Source organism: Pseudomonas sp. F(2018), from assembly GCF_005508865.1.
In the GTDB taxonomy this organism is placed as follows: Bacteria; Pseudomonadota; Gammaproteobacteria; order Pseudomonadales; family Pseudomonadaceae; genus Aquipseudomonas.
The window spans coordinates 1,215,257-1,237,622 of sequence record NZ_SCOM01000002.1; the positions used below are offsets into that span (position 1 = coordinate 1,215,257).

19 protein-coding genes and 3 pseudogenes are annotated in these 22,366 nt (G+C 65.9%); 14 read left to right on the top strand and 8 right to left on the bottom strand.

The window, feature by feature from the left end; translation table 11 throughout:
• The first annotated feature begins 7 nt into the window (after positions 1-7).
• Genes nuoG through nuoN form a run of 8 tightly spaced genes read left to right on the top strand, consistent with a single transcriptional unit; the run spans position 8 to position 9,985 of the window.
• Positions 8-2,731, top strand: coding sequence for an NADH-quinone oxidoreductase subunit NuoG (gene nuoG / locus FFS62_RS13820; protein ID WP_137973368.1), 2,724 nt, complete (start codon positions 8-10; stop codon positions 2,729-2,731).
• The gene (gene nuoH, locus FFS62_RS13825; protein ID WP_137973369.1) at positions 2,728-3,720 is read left to right on the top strand and encodes an NADH-quinone oxidoreductase subunit NuoH; all 993 of its coding nucleotides are present in this window, start codon (positions 2,728-2,730) and stop codon (positions 3,718-3,720) included. The genes nuoG and nuoH overlap by 4 nt, the downstream gene beginning before the upstream one ends.
• Positions 3,721-3,733: 13 nt before the next feature.
• The gene (nuoI, locus tag FFS62_RS13830; protein WP_043311290.1) at positions 3,734-4,282 is read left to right on the top strand and encodes an NADH-quinone oxidoreductase subunit NuoI; all 549 of its coding nucleotides are present in this window, start codon (positions 3,734-3,736) and stop codon (positions 4,280-4,282) included.
• A gap of 10 nt (positions 4,283-4,292) precedes the next feature.
• The gene (gene nuoJ / locus FFS62_RS13835) at positions 4,293-4,802 is read left to right on the top strand and encodes an NADH-quinone oxidoreductase subunit J (RefSeq protein WP_043311288.1); all 510 of its coding nucleotides are present in this window, start codon (positions 4,293-4,295) and stop codon (positions 4,800-4,802) included.
• A complete protein-coding gene (gene nuoK / locus FFS62_RS13840; protein ID WP_043311287.1) occupies positions 4,799-5,107 on the top strand; it encodes an NADH-quinone oxidoreductase subunit NuoK in 309 nt (102 codons plus the stop codon). The genes nuoJ and nuoK overlap by 4 nt, the downstream gene beginning before the upstream one ends.
• On the top strand, positions 5,104-6,954 hold the full coding sequence (gene nuoL, locus FFS62_RS13845; RefSeq protein WP_137973370.1) for an NADH-quinone oxidoreductase subunit L: 1,851 nt from the start codon (positions 5,104-5,106) through the stop codon (positions 6,952-6,954). The genes nuoK and nuoL overlap by 4 nt, the downstream gene beginning before the upstream one ends.
• 13 nt (positions 6,955-6,967) lie before the next feature.
• A complete protein-coding gene (gene nuoM, locus FFS62_RS13850; protein WP_137973371.1) occupies positions 6,968-8,497 on the top strand; it encodes an NADH-quinone oxidoreductase subunit M in 1,530 nt (509 codons plus the stop codon).
• A gap of 9 nt (positions 8,498-8,506) precedes the next feature.
• On the top strand, positions 8,507-9,985 hold the full coding sequence (nuoN, locus tag FFS62_RS13855) for an NADH-quinone oxidoreductase subunit NuoN (RefSeq protein WP_137973372.1): 1,479 nt from the start codon (positions 8,507-8,509) through the stop codon (positions 9,983-9,985).
• Between the two features lie 52 nt (positions 9,986-10,037).
• Here the strand turns inward: nuoN and FFS62_RS13860 are convergent, their stop codons facing one another.
• From FFS62_RS13860 to FFS62_RS13870, 4 genes and pseudogenes are all read right to left on the bottom strand, one after another.
• On the bottom strand, positions 10,038-11,099 hold the full coding sequence (locus FFS62_RS13860; protein WP_137973373.1) for an AI-2E family transporter: 1,062 nt from the start codon (positions 11,097-11,099) through the stop codon (positions 10,038-10,040).
• Between the two features lie 123 nt (positions 11,100-11,222).
• Positions 11,223-12,044, bottom strand: coding sequence for a methyl-accepting chemotaxis protein (locus FFS62_RS23670; RefSeq protein WP_371920129.1), 822 nt, complete (start codon positions 12,042-12,044; stop codon positions 11,223-11,225).
• A gap of 36 nt (positions 12,045-12,080) precedes the next feature.
• Positions 12,081-12,905, bottom strand: a pseudogene (locus tag FFS62_RS23675) (cache domain-containing protein); the annotation flags it as partial.
• Positions 12,906-12,998: 93 nt separating this feature from the next.
• Entirely contained in the window at positions 12,999-14,318 is a 1,320-nt protein-coding gene (locus tag FFS62_RS13870; RefSeq protein ID WP_137973374.1) for a Na+/H+ antiporter family protein, read from the bottom strand.
• A gap of 577 nt (positions 14,319-14,895) precedes the next feature.
• Between FFS62_RS13870 and FFS62_RS23680 the strand changes: the two are divergent.
• The 3 genes and pseudogenes from FFS62_RS23680 to FFS62_RS13880 all read left to right on the top strand — a co-directional run.
• Positions 14,896-15,861, top strand: a pseudogene (locus FFS62_RS23680) (HAMP domain-containing protein); the annotation flags it as partial.
• Positions 15,862-16,203: 342 nt separating this feature from the next.
• Positions 16,204-16,719, top strand: a pseudogene (locus FFS62_RS23685) (methyl-accepting chemotaxis protein); the annotation flags it as partial.
• Positions 16,720-16,858: 139 nt separating this feature from the next.
• Positions 16,859-17,455 carry an NADPH-dependent FMN reductase gene (locus tag FFS62_RS13880; protein WP_137973376.1) on the top strand — a complete coding sequence of 199 codons (597 nt, stop codon included), beginning with the start codon at positions 16,859-16,861 and terminating at the stop codon, positions 17,453-17,455.
• Here the strand turns inward: FFS62_RS13880 and FFS62_RS13885 are convergent, their stop codons facing one another.
• From FFS62_RS13885 to FFS62_RS13900, 4 genes are read right to left on the bottom strand one after another with little or no spacing between them, the layout of a single operon-like run.
• Positions 17,456-18,772 carry a sensor histidine kinase gene (locus FFS62_RS13885; RefSeq protein ID WP_137973377.1) on the bottom strand — a complete coding sequence of 439 codons (1,317 nt, stop codon included), beginning with the start codon at positions 18,770-18,772 and terminating at the stop codon, positions 17,456-17,458.
• Entirely contained in the window at positions 18,769-19,437 is a 669-nt protein-coding gene (locus tag FFS62_RS13890; protein WP_137973378.1) for a response regulator transcription factor, read from the bottom strand. The genes FFS62_RS13885 and FFS62_RS13890 overlap by 4 nt, the downstream gene beginning before the upstream one ends.
• Positions 19,437-19,751, bottom strand: coding sequence for a PepSY domain-containing protein (locus tag FFS62_RS13895; protein ID WP_137973379.1), 315 nt, complete (start codon positions 19,749-19,751; stop codon positions 19,437-19,439). Before FFS62_RS13895 ends, FFS62_RS13890 begins: the two co-directional genes overlap by 1 nt.
• On the bottom strand, positions 19,751-20,059 hold the full coding sequence (locus FFS62_RS13900; protein ID WP_137973380.1) for a PepSY domain-containing protein: 309 nt from the start codon (positions 20,057-20,059) through the stop codon (positions 19,751-19,753). Before FFS62_RS13900 ends, FFS62_RS13895 begins: the two co-directional genes overlap by 1 nt.
• Before the next feature lie 181 nt (positions 20,060-20,240).
• Between FFS62_RS13900 and FFS62_RS13905 the strand changes: the two genes are divergently transcribed.
• The 3 genes from FFS62_RS13905 (at position 20,241) to queD (ending at position 22,133) form a co-directional block, all read left to right on the top strand.
• The gene (locus tag FFS62_RS13905) at positions 20,241-21,320 is read left to right on the top strand and encodes a patatin-like phospholipase family protein (RefSeq protein WP_137973381.1); all 1,080 of its coding nucleotides are present in this window, start codon (positions 20,241-20,243) and stop codon (positions 21,318-21,320) included.
• A 24-nt stretch (positions 21,321-21,344) separates the two neighbouring features.
• Complete coding sequence (locus tag FFS62_RS13910; protein WP_171016330.1) at positions 21,345-21,707, top strand: DUF5329 domain-containing protein; 363 nt, start codon at positions 21,345-21,347, stop codon at positions 21,705-21,707.
• 69 nt (positions 21,708-21,776) lie between these two features.
• Positions 21,777-22,133, top strand: coding sequence for a 6-carboxytetrahydropterin synthase QueD (gene queD / locus FFS62_RS13915; RefSeq protein WP_137973382.1), 357 nt, complete (start codon positions 21,777-21,779; stop codon positions 22,131-22,133).
• Positions 22,134-22,366 lie beyond the last annotated feature (233 nt).

Consider the following 22,366-nt stretch of genomic DNA (forward strand, 5'->3'; position numbering starts at 1 on the left):
CTGAACCATGGCCACTATCCACGTAGACGGCAAAGATTTCGAAGTCGATGGGGCGGACAACCTGCTGCAGGCCTGTCTCTCCCTCGGGCTCGACATCCCCTACTTCTGCTGGCACCCGGCGCTCGGTAGCGTCGGCGCCTGCCGCCAATGCGCGGTGAAGCAGTACACCGATGAAAACGACAAGCGCGGCCGCATCGTCATGTCCTGCATGACGCCGGCGACCGACAACACCTGGATCAGCATCGACGACGAAGAGTCCAAGGCCTTCCGCGCCAGCGTCGTCGAGTGGCTGATGACCAACCACCCGCACGACTGCCCGGTGTGCGAGGAAGGCGGTCACTGCCACCTGCAGGACATGACGGTGATGACCGGCCACAACCAGCGCCGGTATCGCTTCACCAAGCGTACCCACCAGAACCAGCAGCTCGGCCCGTTCATCTCCCACGAGATGAACCGCTGCATCGCCTGCTACCGCTGCGTGCGCTACTACAAGGACTACGCCGGCGGCACCGACCTGGGCGTCTACGGCGCCCACGACAACGTGTACTTCGGCCGCGTCGAAGACGGCGTGCTGGAGAGCGAATTCTCCGGCAACCTCACCGAGGTCTGCCCGACTGGCGTATTCACCGACAAGACCCACTCCGAGCGCTACAACCGCAAGTGGGACATGCAGTTCGCCCCGAGCATCTGCCATGGCTGCTCCAGCGGCTGCAACATCAGCCCCGGTGAGCGCTACGGCGAGATTCGCCGCATCGAGAACCGCTTCAACGGCTCGGTGAACCACTACTTCCTGTGTGACCGCGGCCGCTTCGGCTACGGCTACACCAACCGCGAAGACCGTCCACGCCAGCCGCTCTTCGGCGAGGCCAAACTGGGCATCGACGCTGCGCTGGACAAGGCCGCCGAGCTGCTCAAGGGCAAGCGCGTGATCGGCATCGGTTCGCCGCGCGCCAGCCTGGAAGGCAACTATGCCCTGCGCGAGCTGGTTGGCGAAGCCAACTTCTACAGCGGTATCGCCGCCGTCGAGCTGAAAAACATCCGCCTGATCCGCGACGTGCTGCAGAACGGCCCGCTGCCGGTGCCGTCGCTGCGCGAGATCGAAGACCACGACGCCGTGTTCGTCCTCGGTGAAGACCTGACCCAGACCGCCGCGCGCGTCGCCCTGGCCCTGCGCCAGTCGGTCAAGGGCAAGGCCACCGAAATCGCCGCCTCGATGAAGATCCAGGACTGGCACATGGCCGCCGTACAGAACGTGGCCCAGGACGCGCTGAACCCGCTGTTTATCGCCAGCGTCGACGCCACCCGCCTGGACGACGTGGCCGAAGCCTGCGTACACGCTGCCCCGGCCGACCTGGCACGCATCGGCTTCGCCGTGGCCCACGCCATCGACCCGAGCGCCCCGGCCGTCACCGGCCTGGACGACGAGGCCGCCGAGCTGGTGCAGCTTATCGCCGACGCCCTGCTGGCCGGCAAGCGCCCGCTGATCGTCAGTGGCGCCTCGCTGGGTGAGAAGAGCATCATCGAGGCCGCGGCGAACATCGCCCAGGCCCTGAAGAACCGCGAGAAGAATGCCTCCATCAGCCTGGTGGTACCGGAAGCCAACAGCATGGGCCTGGCCCTGTTTGGCGGCGAATCGGTAGACGCTGCGCTGGAAGCTCTGACCGCAGGCCAAGCCGACGCCGTGATCGTGCTGGAAAACGACCTGTACCGCCGCGCCGACGCTGCCAAGGTCGATGCCGCCCTGGCCGCCGCCAAGGCGGTGATCGTCGCCGACCACCAGCAGACCGCCACCACCGCCAAGGCCCACCTGGTGCTGTCCGCCGCCAGCTTCGCCGAGGGCGATGGCACCCTGGTCAGCCAGGAAGGCCGCGCCCAGCGCTTCTTCCAGGTGTTCGAGCCTAGCTACTACGACAGCAACATCCTCGTCCGCGAAGGCTGGCGCTGGATGCACGCGCTGCACAGTACCCTGCAGGGCAAGGCCGTGGACTGGACCCAGCTGGACCAGGTCACCGCCGCCGTCGCCGCCAGCAGCTCCGTGCTGGCCGCGATCACGGACGCCGCGCCCAGCGCCTCGTTCCGCATCAAGGGCCTCAAGCTTGCGCGTGAGCCGCTGCGCTACAGCGGCCGTACCGCCATGCGCGCCAACATCAGCGTGCACGAGCCGCGTCAGCCGCAGGACCAGGACTCCGCCTTCGCCTTCTCCATGGAAGGCTATTCGGGCAGCAAGGAAGACCGTCAGCAGATTCCGTTCGCCTGGTCGCCGGGCTGGAACTCGCCGCAGGCCTGGAACAAGTTCCAGGACGAAGTCGGCGGCCATCTGCGTGCCGGTGACCCTGGAGTGCGCCTGATCGAGTCGCAGGGCAAGACCCTGGCCTGGTTCGCCGTGCCGGGCGCCTTTGCCCCGGCCCAGGGCACCTGGCAGGTCGTGCCGTTCCACCACCTGTTCGGCAGCGAGGAGAACTCCTCCCGCGCCGCGCCGGTGCAGGAACGCATCCAGCCCGCCTACGTCGCCCTGGCCAAGGCCGAGGCTGATCGCCTGGGCGTCAACGACGGTGCGCTGATCAGCCTGACCGTCGCCGGCCAGGCCCTGCGCCTGCCGGTGAAAGTCAGCGAAGACCTGGCCCTGGGCCTGGTCGGCCTGCCGGCCGGCTTCGCCGGCATCCCGGCGGCCATCGCCGGCGCCACTGCAACCGCTCTCGGTCTTGTAGGAACCCAGGAGGCCGCGCAATGAGCTGGCTGACGCCTGAACTGCTCGACGTCTTCATCGCCGTCCTAAAGGCCATCGTCATCCTGCTGGTGGTGGTGGTCTGTGGCGCGCTGCTGAGCTTCGTCGAACGCCGTCTGCTGGGCTGGTGGCAGGACCGCTACGGTCCGAACCGCGTGGGCCCGTTCGGCATGTTCCAGATCGCTGCGGACATGCTGAAGATGTTCTTCAAGGAGGACTGGACGCCGCCGTTCGCCGACAAGTTCATCTTCATGCTGGCGCCTATGATCGCCTTCGCCGCCATGCTGATGGCCTTCGCCATCATCCCGGTCACCCCGACCTGGGGCGTGGCGGACCTGAACATCGGCATCCTGTTCTTCTTTGCCATGGCCGGTCTGTCGGTGTACGCCGTGCTGTTCGCCGGCTGGTCGAGCAACAACAAGTTCGCCCTGCTCGGCAGCCTGCGTGCCTCGGCCCAGACCATCTCCTACGAGGTGTTCCTGGCCCTGGCACTGATGGGCGTGGTGGCGCAGGTCGGCTCGTTCAACATGCGCGACATCGTCGACTACCAGGCCGAAAACCTGTGGTTCATCATTCCGCAGTTCTTCGGCTTCTGTACCTTCTTCATCGCCGGCGTCGCCGTGACCCACCGTCACCCGTTCGACCAGCCGGAAGCGGAGCAGGAGCTGGCCGACGGTTACCACATCGAATATGCCGGCATGAAATGGGGCATGTTCTTCGTCGGCGAGTACATCGGCATCGTGACCATCTCGGCCCTGCTGGTGACCCTGTTCTTCGGCGGCTGGCACGGCCCGTTCGGCATCCTGCCGCAGATCCCGTTCATCTGGTTCGCCCTGAAGACCTGCTTCTTCATCATGATCTTCATCCTGCTGCGCGCGTCGATTCCGCGCCCGCGGTATGACCAGGTCATGGCGTTCAGCTGGAAGTTCTGCCTGCCGCTGACTCTGATCAACCTGCTGGTGACCGGCGCGCTCGTGCTGGCCTCGGCCCAGTAAGGAGAAACACGCAATGCTCAAGTACATATGGGATGTGGTGCACGGCACCTGGACCCAGCTGCGCAGCCTGGTGATGGTCTTCGGCCATGGCTTCCGCAAGCGCGACACCCTGCAATACCCGGAAGAACCGGTTTACCTGCCACCGCGCTACCGTGGCCGCATCGTCCTGACCCGCGATCCCGACGGCGAGGAGCGCTGCGTAGCGTGCAACCTGTGCGCCGTGGCCTGCCCGGTCGGCTGCATCTCGCTGCAGAAGGCCGAGACCGACGACGGTCGCTGGTACCCGGAGTTCTTCCGCATCAACTTCTCGCGCTGCATCTTCTGCGGCCTGTGCGAGGAGGCCTGCCCGACCACCGCCATCCAGCTCACCCCTGACTTCGAGATGGGCGAGTACAAGCGCCAGGATCTGGTGTACGAGAAGGAAGACCTGCTGATCAGCGGCCCCGGCAAGAACCCGGACTACAACTTCTACCGCGTCGCCGGCATGGCCATCGCCGGCAAGCCGAAAGGCGCCGCGCAGAACGAGGCCGAACCGATCAACGTCAAAGGCCTGCTGCCCTAAGGAGGGGATGATGGAATTTGCTTTCTACCTCGCCGCGGGCGTTGCCGTGGCTTCTACCGTGATGGTCATCACCGGGACCAACCCGGTGCATGCCCTGCTCAACCTGATCGTCTCGCTGCTGGCCGTGGCCTCGACCTTCTTCGCTCTGGGTGCGCCGTTCGCCGGCGCCCTGGAGATCATCGTCTACGCCGGCGCCATCATGGTGCTGTTCGTCTTCGTGGTGATGATGCTCAACCTCGGCCCGGCCGCTGCCGAGCAGGAGAAACAATGGCTGAAACCCGGCATCTGGACCGGTCCCGCCATTCTCTCCCTGCTGCTGCTGGGCCAGCTGCTCTACGCCCTGTTCGCCAGCCCGAGCGGCGCCGCCATCGGTCTCGAGACCGTGGACGCCAAGGCCGTTGGCATCAGCCTGTTCGGCCCCTACCTGCTGGTAGTCGAGCTGGCCTCCATGCTGCTGCTCGCCGCCCTGGTCGCCGCCTACCACCTGGGCCGCCACGAAGCCAAGGAGCCGACCGTATGAATGCCGTTCCTCTGGAACACGGCCTGGCCCTCGCCGCCGTGCTGTTCAGCCTGGGCCTGATCGGCCTGATGGTGCGCCGTAACATCCTCTTCGTGCTGATGAGCCTGGAAGTGATGATGAACGCCACCGCCCTCGCCTTCGTCGTCGCCGGCAGCCGCTGGGTGCAGGCCGACGGCCAGGTGATGTTCATTCTGGTGATCACCCTGGCAGCCGCCGAGGCCAGTATCGGCCTGGCGATCCTGCTGCAGCTGTATCGCCGCTTCAACACCCTCGATGTCGACGCTGCCAGCGAGATGCGCGGATGAACCTTCTATTCCTCACCCTCCTCTTCCCGCTGCTCGGCTGGTTCCTGCTGGCCTTCTCCCGCGGACGACTCTCGGAAAACACTGCCGCCGTGATCGGCGTCGGCTCGGTCGGCCTGGCCGCGCTGAGCGCCGCCTGGGTCGTATTCCAGTTCCTCGGCAACACGCCGGCGGGCGGCGTATACACCCAGATGCTGTGGCAGTGGATGAACGTCGCCGGCCTGGCGCCGAGCTTCACCCTGCACCTGGACGGCCTGTCGGCCACCATGCTCGGCGTGGTCACCGGTGTCGGCTTCCTGATCCACCTGTTCGCCAGCTGGTACATGCGCGGTGAAGAGGGCTACTCGCGCTTCTTCGCCTACACCAACCTGTTCATCTTCAGCATGTTGCTGCTGGTTCTCGGCGACAACCTGCTGGTGCTGTTCTTCGGCTGGGAAGGCGTGGGCCTGTGCTCGTACCTGCTGATCGGCTTCTACTACAAGCACGTGCCCAACGGTAACGCGGCGCTGAAAGCGTTCATCGTCACCCGCATCGGCGACGTGTTCCTGATGATCGGCCTGTTCATCCTGTTCCTGAACCTTGGCACCCTGAACATCCAGGAGCTGATGGTGCTGGCACCGCAGAAGTACGTGGCCGGTGATACCTGGCTGTGGGTCGCCACCCTGATGCTGCTCGGCGGCGCCGTGGGCAAATCCGCCCAGCTGCCGCTGCAGACCTGGCTGGCCGACGCGATGGCGGGGCCGACTCCGGTTTCCGCGCTGATCCACGCCGCGACCATGGTGACCGCGGGCGTGTACCTGATCGCCCGTACCCACGGCCTGTTCCTGCTGACCCCGGAGATTCTCGAGCTGGTCGGCATCGTCGGCGCCGTGACCCTGGTGCTGGCCGGCTTCGCCGCCCTGGTGCAGACCGACATCAAGCGCATCCTCGCCTACTCGACCATGAGCCAGATCGGCTATATGTTCCTCGCCCTCGGCGTGCAGGCCTGGGACGCGGCGATCTTCCACCTGATGACCCACGCCTTCTTCAAGGCCCTGCTGTTCCTCGCTTCCGGTGCGGTGATCCACGCCTGCCACCACGAGCAGAACATCTTCAGGATGGGCGGCCTGTGGAAGAAGCTGCCGCTGGCCTACGCGAGCTTCATCGTCGGCGGCGCGGCCCTGGCGGCGCTGCCGCTGGTCACCGCGGGCTTCTACTCGAAGGACGAGATTCTCTGGGAAGCCTTCGCCAGCGGTCACAGCGAGCTGCTGTACGCAGGCCTGGCCGGTGCCTTCCTGACCTCGATCTACACCTTCCGCCTGATCTTCATCGCCTTCCACGGCGAGCAGAAGACCGAGGCCCATGCCGGTCACGGCATCGCCCACAACCTGCCGCTGGCCACCCTGATCGTGCTGTCGACCTTCGTCGGCGCGCTGATCACCCCGCCGCTGCACGGTGTGCTGCCGCAGAGCATCGGCCATGCCGGTGGTGAGGCCAAGCACGGCCTGGAAATCGCCTCGGGTGCCATCGCCCTGGCCGGCATCCTCCTCGCCGCCCTGCTGTTCCTCGGCCAACGTCGCTTCGTCAGCGCCGTCGCCGCCAGCGCGCCGGGCCGCTTCCTGTCGGCCTGGTGGTTCGCCGCCTGGGGCTTCGACTGGCTCTACGACAAGGTCTTCGTGCAGCCCTACCTGCTGATCTGCCGCCTGCTCGGCCGTGACCCGATCGACCAGAGCATCGGCCTGGTGCCGCGCCTGGCCCGTGGTGGCAACGGTCTGCTGGCTCGCGCCCAGACCGGTCAGGTGCGCTGGTACGCCACTTCGATTGCCGGGGGTGCCGTGCTGGTACTCGCCGTCCTCATTTTTCTGAGTTAAGGAAAACAGCCTGATGATTCTCCCCTGGCTAATCCTGATTCCCTTCATCGGCGGCCTGCTGTGCTGGCAGGGTGATCGCCTCGGCAACACCCTGCCGCGCTGGATCGCCCTGCTGACCATGAGTCTGCTGTTCGGTCTCAGCCTGTGGCTGTGGGCCACCGCCGACTTCAGCCTGGCTCCGGCCCCCGGTGCCGATCCGGTCTGGGCTGCCGAGTTCAAGGTGCAGTGGATCGAGCGTCTCGGTATCAGCATCCACCTCGGCCTCGACGGCCTGTCGGTGCTGATGATCTGCCTCACCGGCCTGCTCGGCGTGCTGTCCGTGCTGTGCTCGTGGAACGAGATCCAGAACCGCGTCGGCTTCTTCCACCTCAACCTGATGTGGATCCTCGGTGGCGTGGTCGGCGTGTTCCTCGCCATCGACCTGTTCCTGTTCTTCTTCTTCTGGGAAATGATGCTAGTGCCGATGTACTTCCTCATCGCGCTCTGGGGTCACAGCGGCAGCAAGGGTCATTCGCGGATCAACGCCGCCACCAAGTTCTTCATCTTCACCCAGGCCAGCGGTCTGATCATGCTGGTGGCGATCCTCGCCCTGGTGCTGATCAACTACAACGCCACCGGCGTGCTGACCTTCAACTACGCCGACCTGCTGAAGACCGACCTGCCGGCCGGTACCGAGTACCTGCTGATGCTCGGTTTCTTCGCCGCCTTCGCCGTGAAGTTCCCGGTGGTGCCGGTGCACTCCTGGCTGCCGGATGCCCACGCCCAGGCGCCGACCGCCGGCTCCGTTGACCTCGCCGGCATCCTGCTGAAGACCGCCGCCTACGGCCTGATGCGCTTCGCCCTGCCGCTGTTCCCCAACGCCTCGGCCGAGTTCGCGCCGATCGCCATGTGGCTCGGCGTGTTCGCCATCGCTTACGGCGCCTTCCTGTCGTTCGCCCAGACCGACATCAAGCGCCTAGTGGCCTACTCCAGCGTCTCGCACATGGGCTTCGTGCTGATCGCCATCTACTCCGGCAGCCAGGTCGCCCTGCAGGGCGCGGTGGTGCAGATGATGGCCCACGGCCTGTCCGCCGCCGCGCTGTTCATCCTCTGCGGCCAGCTCTACGAGCGCCTGCACACCCGCGACATGCGCGAGATGGGCGGCATCTGGGCACGCCTGCCGTGGCTGCCGGCGGTGAGCCTGTTCTTCGCCGCCGCCGCGCTGGGCCTGCCGGGTACCGGCAACTTCGTCGGCGAGTTCCTGATCCTGATCGGCAGCTTCCCGGCCGCTCCGTGGGTCGTGGTCCTGGCCGCCTGCGGCCTGGTGCTGGGCTCGGTCTACTCACTGGCGATGATCCACCGCGCCTACTTCGGCCCGGCCAAGTCCGATGCTCCGCTGCAGGCCCTGAAGGCTCGCGAGCTGTACATGGTGCTGGGCCTGGCCGTGCTGCTGATTCTCCTCGGCGTCTACCCGCAACCGGTGCTCGACACCTCCGCCGCCAGCATGCAAGGCGTGCAGCAGTGGTTCAGCGGTGCCCTCACTCAACTCGCCTCGGTCCGGTAATCAAGCGCTATGGAACTGACGACTCAACACTTCATCGCGCTACTGCCGCTGCTGGTCACCAGCGCCACCGTCGTGGTGGTGATGCTGGCCATCGCCTGGAAGCGCAACCACTCCTGGACCTTCATCCTCTCGGTACTGGGCCTCAACCTGGCCCTGCTGTCGGTGATCCCGGCCGTGAGCGTGACGCCGATCCAGGTCACCCCGCTGCTGCTGGTGGACAAGTTCGCCTGCTACTACATGGCGCTGGTGCTGGCCGCCACGCTGGCCTGCACCACCCTGATCCACGCCTACCTGGGCGGTGAATCGGGCAAGCTGGGCTACCCGGGCAACCGCGAAGAGCTGTACCTGCTGATGCTGCTGTCCGCCGCCGGCGGCCTGGTGCTGGTCAGCGCGCAGCATCTGGCGGGTCTGTTCATCGGCCTGGAACTGCTGTCGGTACCGACCTACGGCATGATCGCCTACGCCTTCTTCAACAAGCGTTCGCTGGAAGCCGGCATCAAGTACATGGTGCTGTCCGCCGCCGGCTCAGCCTTCCTGCTGTTCGGCATGGCCCTGCTCTACGCCGAATCCGGCAGCCTGAGCTTCGCCGGTATCGGCGCCAAGCTGGCCGCCGACGGCCTGCCAAGCCTGATCGCCCAGGCCGGCTTCGGCATGATGCTGATCGGCCTGGCCTTCAAGCTGTCGCTGGTGCCCTTCCACCTGTGGACCCCGGACGTCTACGAGGGCGCGCCGGCGCCGGTCGCCGCCTTCCTGGCCACCGCCAGCAAGGTGGCGGTGTTCGCCGTGCTGCTGCGCCTGTACCAGATCTCCCCGGTAGCCGCCGGTGGCTGGCTGAACGAGCTGCTGACCGTGCTGGCCATCGCCTCGATCCTGTTCGGTAACCTGCTGGCCCTGCTGCAGAGCAACCTCAAGCGCCTGCTCGGCTACTCGTCCATCGCCCACTTCGGCTACCTGCTGATCGCCCTGATCGCCAGCAAGGGCCTGGCCGAGGAAGCCATCGGCGTGTACCTGGCTACCTACGTGCTGACCAGCCTGGGCGCGTTCGGCGTGATCACCCTGATGTCCACGCCCTACAGCGGCCGTGACGCCGACGCCCTGTACGAGTACCGCGGCTTGTTCTGGCGCCGTCCGTACCTGACCGCCGTGCTCACCGTGATGATGCTGTCGCTGGCCGGTATCCCGCTGACCGCTGGCTTCATCGGCAAGTTCTATGTGGTCGCCACCGGCGTGCAGTCGCAACAGTGGTGGCTGCTCGGCGCGCTGATCCTGGGCAGCGCCATCGGCGTGTTCTACTACCTGCGGGTGATGGTCACCCTGTTCCTGCAGGAGCCCAACCTCAAGCGCCACGACGCGCCGTTCAACTGGGGCCAGCGCGCCGGCGGCGTCATGCTGCTGTTCGTCGCCCTGCTCGCCTTCTTCCTCGGCGTCTATCCGCAGCCGCTGCTGGAACTGGTGCAGCACGCCGGCCTGGTGGCCGTGGCCCACTGAGGTCAGCAGCAATAAAAAACCCGGCGCTGGCCGGGTTTTTTCTGCCTGCGATTCAGGGCAACCGAGGCGTCTGGCTGCCGTTGCGGTACAGGTCCCAGCTGGCGATGAACAGCGCGGCGATCAGCGGGCCGATGACGAAGCCGTTAAGACCGAACAGGGTCAGCCCACCGAGGGTGGAGATCAGCACCACGTAGTCCGGCATGCGCGTGTCCTTGCCCACCAGGATCGGCCGCAGCAGGTTGTCCACCAAACCGATCACCAGCACGCCGAACAGGATCAGCGTCACGCCCTGCCACAGCTCGCCACGCGCCAGCAGATAGAACGCCACCGGCCCCCACACCAGCCCGCAGCCCACCGCCGGCAGCAGCGACAGAAACGCCATCAGCACGCCCCATAACAGCGGGCTGCTGATGCCCAATATCCAGAAGATCAACCCGCCCAGCGCGCCCTGCACCACCGCCACGGCGATATTGCCCTTCACCGTGGCGCGCACCACCCGGGTGAACTTGATCTGCAGGCGACGCTTGAGGCCCTCGGCCAGCGGCACGGCGCTGCGCACGGTGCGCACCAGTTCCGGGCCGTCGCGCAGGAAGAAATACAGCAGGTAGAGCATGACGAAGAAGCCGACCACGAACTCGAAGGTGTTCTGCCCGATGGCGAACGCCTTGGTCGCCAGGAACTGGCTGCCCTCCAGCGCGACGCGGGCGACGCGGTCGCGCAGGCCGTCGAAATTGCCCAGGCCGAGACGGTCGAGCTGGCGCTGGATGGCCTGTGGCAGCATGTCCTTGCCCTGGGCGACGAAGGCACCGACATCCAGCTCGCCGGCCTCGATGCGCTGGTACACCGCCGCCCCCTCGTTCACCAGCATCAGGGTGATGACGATCACCGGCAGGATCGCCACCAGCAGGCACACGCACAGGGTGATCAGCGCCGACAGATTGCCGCGCCCGCCGATACGCAGGGCCAGGCGGCGCTGTAGCGGGGCAAACAGCACGGCCAGCACCACGGCCCAGAACAGCGCGCCATAAAACGGCAGGAGGATCCAGGCGAAGGCCAGGGTCACTACCACCAGCAGGGCGAGAAAAGCTTTGTGTTCGACGCGGGACGAAGGCATTGGGCGACCGCCTGACAGGGCTGTTCCTGCTTAGTCCCCCAACGCGACGGCAAAGTGCGGCCTTTTTATCCCGGCGCGGCCATGAAAAAAGGCGCCGCAGCGCCTTCTTTCACAGCACCAGTCTCAGATGCGGAACTGCCGCACCAGGCTGCCCAGGCGCTCGCCCAGGTCGGACAGGCTGCGCGCGGTGGCGGCGCCGTGGCGGGTCTCATCCGCCACGCTGTCCACGGCCACGGCGATCTGATGCACGCTGCGGTTGATCTCCTCGGCCACCGCGGTCTGCTCCTCGGCGGCGCTGGCGATCTGCGCGTTCATCGCGTTGATGGTGCCGATCAGCCCGGCGATGGCATCCAGCGAGGAGCCGGCCTGGTTGGCCTGCTCGCTGGTGATCTCGCCGGCATCGCTGGAGCGGCGCATGGCGGTGACCGAGGCCTGGGTGCCCTGCTGCAGGCGATCGATCATGCCCTGGATTTCCTGGGTGCTTTGTTGGGTGCGACTGGCCAGCGCACGCACCTCGTCGGCCACCACGGCGAAGCCGCGTCCGGCCTCGCCGGCCCGGGCCGCCTCGATGGCGGCGTTGAGCGCGAGCAGGTTGGTCTGCTCGGCGATGGAGCGGATCACGCCGAGCACGCTGACGATGGACTGCACGTCCTGCTGCAGGCTATCCAGCGACTGGCCGCTCTCGCGGATGTCGCCGACCAGGGCGTGGATGCGGGTGATGCTGCCGTCGACCACCTTCTTCGCCGCCTGGCCCTCGTGGTCGGTCTGCTGCGCGGCCTCGGCGGCGCCCTGGGCGCTCTTGGCCACCTCATGGGCGGCGGCGGACATCTCGTTGATCGCCGTGGCCACTTGGTCGGTCTCGTGGCGCTGGCGCTCCATGGCCTGCTCGGAGCGCTGCGCCTGGGCCGCCACCTCGCCGACCAGGCCGGTCAGCTGGGTGGTCATCTCGGCGATCTGCCGCACCAGGCCGTGGATCTTCTCGACGAAGCGGTTGAACGAACCGGCCAGTTGGCCCAGCTCATCATCGCCGGCCACCGGCAGGCGGCGGGTCAGGTCACCTTCCCCGGCGGCGATGTCGTCCAGGTTTTCCTTGATCAGCTGCAGCGGACGCAGGAAGGCATTGCTCAAGGCCAGGCCGGCCACGCCGAATACCAGCAGCATCACCGCGGCGATCACCAGGATGCTGGTGAGGATGGTGCCGACGCGCTCCTGGATGGCCGCCTCGACCTCGGCCACCTCGGCCGCGACGCCGTCCAGGTTGACGGCGGTGCCCAGCGCCAGGTCCCACTTCGGCAGGTAGTAGCTGTACGCCAGCTTGGGTACCAGCACGCTCTCGTCGGTGGGCAGCGGCGAGCTGTATTCCACGTAGTTGGAGCCGTCCTTGGCCACCCGCACCAGTTCGCGGTTGACGTAGACGCCGTTGGGGTCCTTGCGGTCGGACAGGTTCTTGCCCACGTCCACCGGGCTGTCGCCACGGAACAGGCGTACCACGCTGGAGTCGTGGCCGAAGAAGTAGCCGTCCTTGCCGTACTTGATCTTGGACAGGATGGCGATGGCCTGCTCGCGGCTGGCCATATCGCCCTGGGCAGCCCCGTCGTACAGGCTCTGCACCGAGCCGAGGGCGATCTGCATGTAGTTCTTCAGCTCCTGGCGGTTTTCCTCCACCAGGCGCTCGCGGGTCTGCGCGACTTCGTCCTCGGCCAGGTCGTCGAGGATCTTCGCCGCCGCGCCGCTCAGCACCAGGGCGAACAGAATGACCGGCACCAGGGCCAACAGCAGCACTTTGGTTTTCAGGGTAAGACGCATGATCCCTTCCTTTTGGGCAGATCCGCAGAAAGCAAAACGGGGTTGCCGTGTTATCGGCAACCCCGTTTCAGCCTGAAGTCGTGTCTGCAGTTATTACAGCACCATCGCGGCGATCCAGCCAAACGCCAGCAGCGGCAGGTTGTAGTGCAGGAAGGTCGGCACCACGGTGTCCCAGATATGGTCGTGCTGGCCGTCGGCATTCAGGCCGGCGGTCGGGCCCAGGGTCGAGTCGGACACCGGCGAGCCTGCGTCGCCCAGGGCGCCGGCGGTGCCGACGATGCAGACGATGGCCAGCGGGCTGAAGCCGAGCTGCACGCACAGCGGCACGAAGATCGCCGCGACGATCGGCACGCTGGAGAAGGACGAGCCGATACCGGTGGTCACCAGCAGGCCGATCAGCAGCATCATCAGGGCGCCGATGGCCTGGCTGTGACCGATCCAGTGGGAGGCCGAGCCCACCAGGCTGTCGATCTCGCCAGTGGCGCGCATCACCTCGGCGAAGCCGTCGGCGGCGATCATGATGAAGCCCATCATGGCCATCATCTTCATGCCTTCGGTGAACAGGTCATCGGCCTCGCGCCAGCGCACCACGCCGGACACCGAGAAGATCACGAAGCCCACCAGGGCACCGATGATCATCGAGTCCAGCCACAACTGCACGGCGAAGGCGGCGGCCACTGCCACGCCAGCTACCAGCAGGCTGTAGGGGTTGTACTGCACCGCCACCTTCTCCACCTGCTCGATGCGCTGGATGTCGTAGTCGCGCTTGCCACGGTAGCTGAGGAACACTGCCACCAGCAGGCCGCAGAGCATGCCCAGGGCCGGCAGCAGCATGGCCTGGGTGACGCTGACGCCGGCGGTATCCACGCCGCCCTTGCGCACGCTGGCCAGCAGGATCTCGTTCAGATAGATGTTGCCGAAGCCCACCGGCAGGAAGATGTAGGGTGTGATCAGGCCGAAGGTGATGACGCAGGCCACCAGGCGGCGGTCCATGCGCAGGCGCGCCATCACATAGAGCAGCGGCGGGACCAGCAGCGGAATGAAGGCGATGTGGATCGGCAGGATGTTCTGCGACGACACCGACACCACCAGCAGCAGGCCGATCAGCAGCCATCCCACCAGATCGCCGCCGCGCTCCTGCTGGCGGCCGACCATGGCCAGCGCCTTGTCCGCCAGGGCATGGGCCAGGCCGGACTTGGAGATGGCCACGGCGAAGGCGCCGAGCAGCGCGTAGGACAGCGCCACGTTGGCACCGCCGCCGAGGCCTTTGTTGAAGGCGGCCAGGCTGGCCTGCAGGTCCAGCCCACCGATCAGGCCGCCGGCCAGGGCGCCGGCGATCAGCGCGATGACCACATGCACCCGGCAGAGACTGAGGATCAGCATGATGCCGACCGCGGCAACGACTGCGTTCATGAGGAGCTCCAACTACGATAAAGAGGCTACCCGACACGCGCCGCGCCCGGGAAAGGGCGCGAACTCTGCCCGATCGGTCAGGCTCTGTCAAAACGCAGGCGATGCGCGGAACGCCGGGGCTGAGCACAATTCTTGCCTGTAATTCAGAAGCTTCATCGAAAAAGCTCAAGTGGCTCATTAAATCGGTTGGCACCGGTCAAGTTATTGACGAAAACACCGATAAATGACCAGCAAGTCTGACTTTTGAAAGGACCCCTTCATGCTGTCGCGCCTGTCCATCCAGTGGAAAATCACCCTACTCGCCGGTCTCTGTCTGCTGGCCATCGTGACCATGCTGGTGGGGGCCTCGCTGTACCAGTCCACACACAGCGCCGCGCTGGTGAAGACCTCCAGCAGCGAGATGCTGGAAGAGTCCGCCCGCCTGCGCATGGCCGCCCGCGGCGAGCTGCAGGGCATCCGCATCCAGCGCTACTTCATGGACGCCTACCAGTACGGCAAGGGCTTCTCGCGCCAGGTGCTGTTCCTCAAGGAGCAGGCCGAGAAGCGCTTCCTCGACGCCTTCGACCTGCGCGAAGACATGACCCGCCAGGTACGCTCGGCCCTGGAGGCCAACCCCAACCTGCTCGGCCTGTACCTGGTGTTCGAGCCCAACGGCCTGGACGGCAAGGACGAGCTGTTCGCCGGCATCACCGAGGTCGGTGGCAACGACAAGGGGCGCTTCTCCCTCTATTGGTCGCAGAGCACGCCGGGCACCCTGGAGTCCGAGACCATGGACGAGGCGCAGCTGGGCGACACCACCGCCGGCCCCAGTGGAGCGCCGTACAACGCCTGGTACACCTGCCCCCGCGACAGCAAGCGCGCCTGCGTGCTCGATCCCTATTTCGACGATGTCAACGGCAAGCAGGTACTGATGACCAGCATCGCCTTCCCCCTGGAGCAGGACGGCAAGGTGATCGGCGTGATGGGCGTGGACATCAGCCTGGAGAGCCTGCAGCAATTCAGCCAGAAGGCCAGTAGCGAGCTGTACGACGGCCAGGCCCATGTCAGCATCATCAGCGCCGCCGGCCTGCTCGCCGGGCACAGCCGCGACGCGGGCCAGCTGGGCAAGCCGCTGACCAGCGCCTTCCCCAACCAGGGCGGCCAGATCGCCCAGATGCTGAGCGGCGGCCAGGCCCAGTTCCTCGAGCTGGAGGGCAACCTGCGAGTGTTCGAGCCGCTGCTGCCGATCCCCGAGGCCAAGTCCTGGGGCGTGCTGCTGGAAGTGCCCAAGGCCACCCTGCTCGGCCCGGCTCTGGCGCTGGAAAAGCAGCTGGACGAGCGCCGTACCAGCGACACCACCTTCTCCGTGGTGCTGGCGCTGATCGCCATCCTCATCGGCATCGCCCTGATGTGGTTGACCGCCCTCGGCGTCACCCGCCCGATCCTCGGCGTGGCCAGCATGCTGAAGAACATCGCCAGCGGCGAAGGCGACCTGACCAGGCGCCTGGATTACGCCAGGCAGGACGAGCTGGGCGAGCTGGCTGGCTGGTTCAACCGCTTCCTCGACAAGCTGCAGCCGATCATCGCCGACGTGAAACGCTCGGTGCAGGACGCCCGCAGCACCGCCGACCAGTCCGCCGCCATCGCCAGCCAGACCAGCGCTGGCATGCAGCAGCAGTTCCGTGAAGTGGACCAGGTGGCCACCGCCTCCCAGGAGATGAGCGCCACCGCCCACGACGTGGCCAACAACGCCTCCCAGGCCGCCGATGCCGCCCGTGGCGCCGATGCCGCCGCCCGCGAAGGCCTGGCGGTGATCGACCGCACCACCCTGTCCATCGAACAGCTGGCCAACGAGCTGAACGCCGCCATGCAGGAAGTGGAGAGCCTGGCCAGCAGCAGTGAGCAGATCGGCTCGGTGCTGGAGGTGATCCGCGCCATCGCCGAACAGACCAACCTCCTCGCCCTCAACGCCGCCATCGAAGCGGCCCGCGCAGGCGAGGCCGGGCGTGGCTTCGCCGTGGTCGCCGACGAGGTACGCAACCTGGCCAAGCGCACCCAGGACTCGGTGGAAGAAATCCGCCAGGTGATCGAAAACCTGCAGAACGGCACCCGCGACGTGGTCGGCTCCATGCACAGCAGCCACAAACAGGCCCAGGGCAGCGTCGAGCTGGTCGAGCAGGCGGTGACCTCGCTGCGCCGCATCGGCGATGCGGTCACCGTGATCAACGACATGAACCTGCAGATCGCCTCCGCCGCCGAGGAACAGAGCGCGGTGGCCGAGGAAGTGAACCGCAACGTGGCGACCATCCGCGACGTCACCGAGGCCCTGTCCGGCCAGGCCGACGAGTCGGCGCGGGTCAGCCAGACCCTCAACAGCCTGGCCAACCACCAGCAGGGGCTGATGGACCAGTTCCGCGTCTGAAGCAGACCCGCATGACAACGCCCGGCCTTGCCGGGCGTTTTTCCTGGCGCCATCCGCCAGCCATCCTGGCGCTCGCTCACTTGCCCCGTTGCAGAGCGGCCGGTAGCCTGCGCGACACCATTCGCAAGAGATCCCGAAGATGCTCAATATCGCCCTGATCGCCGGCTCCAGCCGCACCGGCAGCCAATCTGCCAAGGTCGCCCGCTACCTGCGCCAACGCCTAATCGAGCTGGGCCTGACCAGCGCCGAGCAGAGCAGCCTGATCGATCTGGGCGAGCGCGCCCTGCCCCTGTGGCCGGCCGACGACAAGGGTCCCTGGGCCGAGTACCAGCAGCAGCTGGCCGCCGCCGATGCGCTGGTGGTGATCGCTCCCGAATGGAACGGCATGGCCTGCCCGGCGGTGAAGAACTTCTTCCTCTATGCCAGCAAGGCCGAGCTGGCACACAAGCCGGCGCTGCTGGTGGGAGTTTCCTCGGGGATTGGCGGCGCCTACCCGATCAGCGAACTGCGCGCCTCGGGCTACAAGAACTGCCGCATCGGCTATCTGCCGGAGCACCTGATAGTGCGGCATGTCGAAGCGGTGCTGAACGAGGGCGAGGCCAATGGTGAAGACGACCTGCGCATCCGCAAACGTGCCGACTACGCCCTGGACATCCTCGGCAAGTACGCCGAGGCGCTCAAGCCGGTGCGCGCGAGCATCGACCTGAGCAACCCGTCCTTCACCAACGGCATGTGATCAGCGCCGCTTCGGTAGTCGTATCTCCACCCGCAGCCCGCCCAGCGGGCTGTCTTCCAGGCGCAGGGTGCCGCCCCAGGCATCGACTATGTCGCGCACTATGCCCAGGCCCAGGCCATGGCCGGCGACCTGCTCGTCCAGACGGGTACCACGACCGAGGACCTTGTCGCGCCGTTCCGCGGCGATGCCGGGGCCATCGTCGTCGATGCACAGGCGATAGCCATCCGCCTCTTCCGCCAGGCTCAGGCGCACCTGGGCATCCGCCCACTTGCAGGCGTTGTCCAGCAGATTGCCGAGCAGTTCCAGCAGGTCTTCGCGGTCCCAGGGCAGGCACAGGCCGGGCTCGGCCTGCCAGTCCAGCTCGAGGCCGTGGCGGTGGATCATGCCCAGGGTGGAAAACAGCCCCGGCAGCTCAGCCGCGCAATCGAAGTGCGCACCGGGCAAGGCCTCGCCAGCCAGGCGCGCGCGACCCAGCTCGCGTTCCAGACGCTGCTGGATCTGCGCCAACTGTTCGCGCAAGGTCGCCTGCAGCTCCGGCTGGGTGCGCAAGTCCTCCCGCTCGCTGAGGCTGACCAGCACGGCCAGCGGAGTCTTCAGGGCATGGCCAAGGTTGCCCAGGGCGTTGCGCGAACGCCTGAGCGTATCTTCGGTGTGCGTCAGCAGGTGGTTGACCTGGCCTACCAGTGGCTCCAGTTCCTGCGGCACGCGGGTATCCAGCTCGCTGCGCTGGCCCTGCTGCAACTGGGCGATCTGTCCGCGCACTCGCTCCAGCGGGCGCAACGCCGCACGCACCGTGTAGCGCTGGGCCAGCAGGATCAGCAGCAACGCCGCACCGCCCAGGCCCAGGCCGAACCACTGCAGGCGGCGAAAGCCCTGCAGGATCGGCGTGTAGTCCTGGGCCACGCTGATGGAAAACGCCTTGCCGAAGCGCTGGTAGTCCGCACGGAACACCAGCAGGCGCTGGCCATGCGGGCCGTCGCCCAGGCCGTCCTGCAGGCCCTCTGCTGGTGGCAGCTGCAGGTCGCGATCCCACAGGGAGCGCGAGCGCCAGGTCTCGTCGGCGAAATCGATACGGAAGTAGTGACCGGAAAACGGCCGCTGGAAGATCGGATCGAGCCGGCGCTCGTCCAGCTGGATACCGCTCTGGCCACGTACCAGGGCGATCAGCAGGCTCTGCGTCTCGTCCTTCAGGTCTTCCTGCAGGTAGCGGCGCAGGCTGTGATCGAACAGCCACAGGCTGCTCTGCGCCAGGATCAGCCCCACCGCCACCAGCACACCGGCCAGGCCCAGGCTGAGGCGGCGCTGGATCGATCTCAAGCGCTTACCCCGGCATAGCGGTAACCCTGGCCGCGGCGGGTTTCTATCACCTCGCGGCCGAGCTTGCCGCGCAGACGATTGACGTGGACCTCCAGCACGTTGGAATCACGTTCGCTCTCGCCGTCGTACAGGTGCTCGGCCAGCTGGCTCTTGGACAGGATCTGCCCAGCGTGCAGCATGAAGTAGCGCAGCAGGCGGAACTCGGCGGATGTCAGCTCGATCTCCTTGCCGTCACGGCTCACGCATTGCCGGCTCTCGTCCAGCTGCAGGCCGGCAGCCTCCAGCTGCGGCTGGTTGGCCAGGCCATGGGCACGGCGCAGCAGCGCCTGGATGCGCAGGGTCAGTTCCTCGGGGTGAAAGGGTTTGGTCAGGTAATCGTCGGCGCCGGCCTTGAGGCCGTCGATGCGCTCGGCCCAGGAGCCCCGCGCGGTGAGGATCAGCACCGGCGTAGCTAGGCCGCCCGCGCGCCACTCGCGCAATACTTCGAGCCCCGGTTTGCCGGGCAGACCGAGGTCGAGAATGATCAGATCGTAGGGTTCGCTGGCGCCCTGGTAGACCGCATCGCGGCCGTCGGCCAGCCAATCCACCGCATAGCCCTGCCGGCTCAGGCCGGCGACCAGCTCGTCGGCCAGGGGCACATGGTCTTCCACCAGCAACAGACGCATCAGTCCTCCACTTCGTCCTTGAGGATGCGGCCGTCACGGGCATCCAGCTCCAGCTCACGGACGGTGCCGTCGGCGGTCAGCAGCTCGACCTCGTAGACCAGCACATCGTCCTCTTCCTCCAGCTCCGCCTCCAGCAGCACGGCCCCGGGGTATCGCCCCAGAGCCGGCTCCATCAGCATTTCCAGCGGCTGAATCACGCCTTCACGGCGCAGTTTCAGGGCCTCGTCCTGATCCAGGTCGCGGGCCTGCGCATCGAGCGCAAGCACAGCCAGGATCAGGGCGACTATGCCGCTATAGCGTGCAACGAATTTCATCAGTCATCCCGGTGCTCTTTCAGGATCTGGCCGTTGGTGGCGTCCAGCTCCACGTCCCATTGCACGCCTTGGGCGTCACGTACTTCGACCTGATAGACGTAGCGGCCATGTTCCTGTTCGAGTTCGGTATCTTCGACCTTGCCGCCCGGATACTTGGCCAGGGCTGCGGCGTTGAGCTTCTCGAAGCTCTGGATGGTGCCGGCATCACGCAGCTTCAGCGCTTCGTCCGGGCCCAGGTCGCGGGCCTGAGCGATGCCAGCAGTGGCGGCCAGGGCGGTGATGGCAAAAAGGCTGGTCAGCTTGTTCATGGTGTTCTCCTCGGGGTATCTGTTTGTCTACGGCGCCCAAGATACTCAAGCCGACTTAATTGAAGCTGAATTGTCCCGATGTCGGCTGTGGCTCACAACTGCCGCATCATTCATGTCCTGAAGCCGCTTGGCCTGTCAGGCGACGCCACTATAATCGCTGGCTTGCTGTATGGAGCCGAGCATGACCGCTATCCAGATCAAATCCCCCGCCCTCAGCCTGCGCGCCGGCAAACGCGCCCTCGCGCGCATCCGCGAACAGGGCCTGCAGCCAGCCGACGTCGGAATTCTGCCTGGCGCCGCCGGCGGCCCCAAGGGCCTGGGCATACAGGGCCTGGACCTAGCGCTGTTCGGCGACTGGCTACCGCGCGCACCGCGCGAACGAACCCTGATCGGCGCCTCGATCGGCTCCTGGCGCTTCGCCAGCGCCTGCCTGCCCGATGCCTGCGCCGGTATCAAACGGCTTGGCGAGCTGTATACCAGCCAGCGCTTCGCCAAGGGCGTGAGCATGGCCGAGGTCTCACGTAGCTGCGTACAGCTGCTCGACGATCTGTTCGAAGGCCAGGATGCCGCGGTGCTGAACAATCCGCTGTACCGCCTGAACATAGTGGTGGTGCGTAGCCATGGCCTGCTGCAACACGACCATCGCGGCAAGCTGAGCCTGGGCCTATCCTCGGTGATCGGCAACAACCTGCTGAGCCGCAGCCGCCTGGGTCGGCACTTCGACCGGGTGATCCTGCACGATGCACGCCTCGCGCCGCCGCTCGCCGCATTGAACGACTTCCGCTCGCACTTCCACACGCTGGCCGAAGGCAATCTGCGCTACGCCTTGCTCGCCTCCGGATCGATCCCCATGGTGATGGAGGCAATCCGCGAAATTCCTGGCCTGGAGCCGGGCGCTTATCGCGACGGCGGCCTGCTCGATTATCACCTCGACCTGCCGTATCAGAGTGAAGGCGTCGTGCTCTACCCGCACTTCACCGACCGGGTCGTGCCAGGCTGGTTCGACAAGGGCCTGCCTTGGCGACGCGGCGACAGTGAGCGCCTGCAGGACGTGCTGCTCCTGGCACCATCGCGCGAGTACCTGGCGGGTCTACCACACGGCAAACTGCCAGACCGTAGCGACTTCAAGCGCTATCTGGGCGACGATGCGGGCCGCGAGCGTTATTGGCGTAAGGCCATGGCCGAAAGCCAACGCCTGGGCGACGAATTCCTTGAGTTGGCCGACAGTGGCCGCCTCGGCGAGCGCCTGCAACCTCTCTGACCACATACTGCAAGGAAGCAACAAATGTCCCTTACCAGAACGCTCACCCTCTCCACGCTGCTCGTCTGCGGCAGCAGTCAGGCTGCCCTCAATGAGGAGGGGAAAAGCGAAGTTGAGGCCCTGCTCGCATTCGTCGAAAGCAGCGGCTGTCTGTTTATCCGCAACGGTAGCGAGCACCAGCCTGCAGATGCGCGTAAGCACCTGCAGAAGAAGCTCGACTATCTGGAAGACAAGGATAAGGTCGACTCGGCCGAGGACTTCATCGCCCTCGCGGCGACCGAGAGCAGCATGAGCGGCGAGCCCTACCAGGTGAACTGCCAGGGTCAGCTGCAGCCCTCTGCCGATTGGCTCAACACCGAGCTCACGCGCTTGCGGCAGGCGCAGTAAGGGTTCGAACTGGTAAACTGCGAGGCGAGCTTCACGCCGCTTCGCGGCCTATCCAGCAGAGCGTTTACCTTGGAACTGTTCAAAGAATTCACCTTCGAATCCGCCCATCTCCTGCCGCATGTGACAGCGGGCCACAAATGCGGCCGTCTACATGGCCACTCCTTCCGTGCCGCCATCTACATCGAGGGTGAGGTCGATCCGCACACCGGCTGGATCCGCGACTTCGCCGAGATCAAGGCAATCTTCAAACCGATCTACGAGCGCCTCGACCACAACTACCTGAACGATATCCCCGGCCTGGAAAACCCCACCAGCGAGAATCTCGCCAAGTGGATCTGGCTGGAACTCAAGCCTCTGTTGCCGGAGCTGTCCCGCATCCGCGTACATGAAACCTGCACCAGTGGCTGCGAGTACCGAGGCGACTGATCTTTCCGCCCCGCCACAAAAAAGCCACCGTCAGGTGGCTTTTTAATGCGCGCAATTTGCTCTGATTTAACTCCAGCCTCAGGGCTGAACCCGGCCCTTGCCTTCACTACTGCACAAGCAGCTGAATATTTTTCTTCGGCGCAAAAGCCAAACCCCCACCCGATTTCTCGGATGGGGGTTTGGGGATAGGAGCTTGACGATGACCTACTCTCACATGGGGAAACCCCACACTA

Bases quoted from the DNA above. Each gene is read 5' to 3' on its own strand.
- nuoG (WP_137973368.1), top strand. From the start codon at position 8: ATGGCCACTATCCACGTAGACGGCAAAGATTTCGAAGTCGATGGGGCG.
- nuoH (WP_137973369.1), top strand. From the start codon at position 2,728: ATGAGCTGGCTGACGCCTGAACTGCTCGACGTCTTCATCGCCGTCCTA.
- nuoI (WP_043311290.1), top strand. From the start codon at position 3,734: ATGCTCAAGTACATATGGGATGTGGTGCACGGCACCTGGACCCAGCTG.
- nuoJ (WP_043311288.1), top strand. From the start codon at position 4,293: ATGGAATTTGCTTTCTACCTCGCCGCGGGCGTTGCCGTGGCTTCTACC.
- nuoK (WP_043311287.1), top strand. From the start codon at position 4,799: ATGAATGCCGTTCCTCTGGAACACGGCCTGGCCCTCGCCGCCGTGCTG.
- nuoL (WP_137973370.1), top strand. From the start codon at position 5,104: ATGAACCTTCTATTCCTCACCCTCCTCTTCCCGCTGCTCGGCTGGTTC.
- nuoM (WP_137973371.1), top strand. From the start codon at position 6,968: ATGATTCTCCCCTGGCTAATCCTGATTCCCTTCATCGGCGGCCTGCTG.
- nuoN (WP_137973372.1), top strand. From the start codon at position 8,507: ATGGAACTGACGACTCAACACTTCATCGCGCTACTGCCGCTGCTGGTC.
- FFS62_RS13860 (WP_137973373.1), bottom strand. From the start codon at position 11,099: ATGCCTTCGTCCCGCGTCGAACACAAAGCTTTTCTCGCCCTGCTGGTG.
- FFS62_RS23670 (WP_371920129.1), bottom strand. From the start codon at position 12,044: ATGACCACCCAGCTGACCGGCCTGGTCGGCGAGGTGGCGGCCCAGGCG.
- FFS62_RS13870 (WP_137973374.1), bottom strand. From the start codon at position 14,318: ATGAACGCAGTCGTTGCCGCGGTCGGCATCATGCTGATCCTCAGTCTC.
- FFS62_RS13880 (WP_137973376.1), top strand. From the start codon at position 16,859: ATGCTCAATATCGCCCTGATCGCCGGCTCCAGCCGCACCGGCAGCCAA.
- FFS62_RS13890 (WP_137973378.1), bottom strand. From the start codon at position 19,437: ATGCGTCTGTTGCTGGTGGAAGACCATGTGCCCCTGGCCGACGAGCTG.
- FFS62_RS13895 (WP_137973379.1), bottom strand. From the start codon at position 19,751: ATGAAATTCGTTGCACGCTATAGCGGCATAGTCGCCCTGATCCTGGCT.
- FFS62_RS13900 (WP_137973380.1), bottom strand. From the start codon at position 20,059: ATGAACAAGCTGACCAGCCTTTTTGCCATCACCGCCCTGGCCGCCACT.
- FFS62_RS13905 (WP_137973381.1), top strand. From the start codon at position 20,241: ATGACCGCTATCCAGATCAAATCCCCCGCCCTCAGCCTGCGCGCCGGC.
- FFS62_RS13910 (WP_171016330.1), top strand. From the start codon at position 21,345: ATGTCCCTTACCAGAACGCTCACCCTCTCCACGCTGCTCGTCTGCGGC.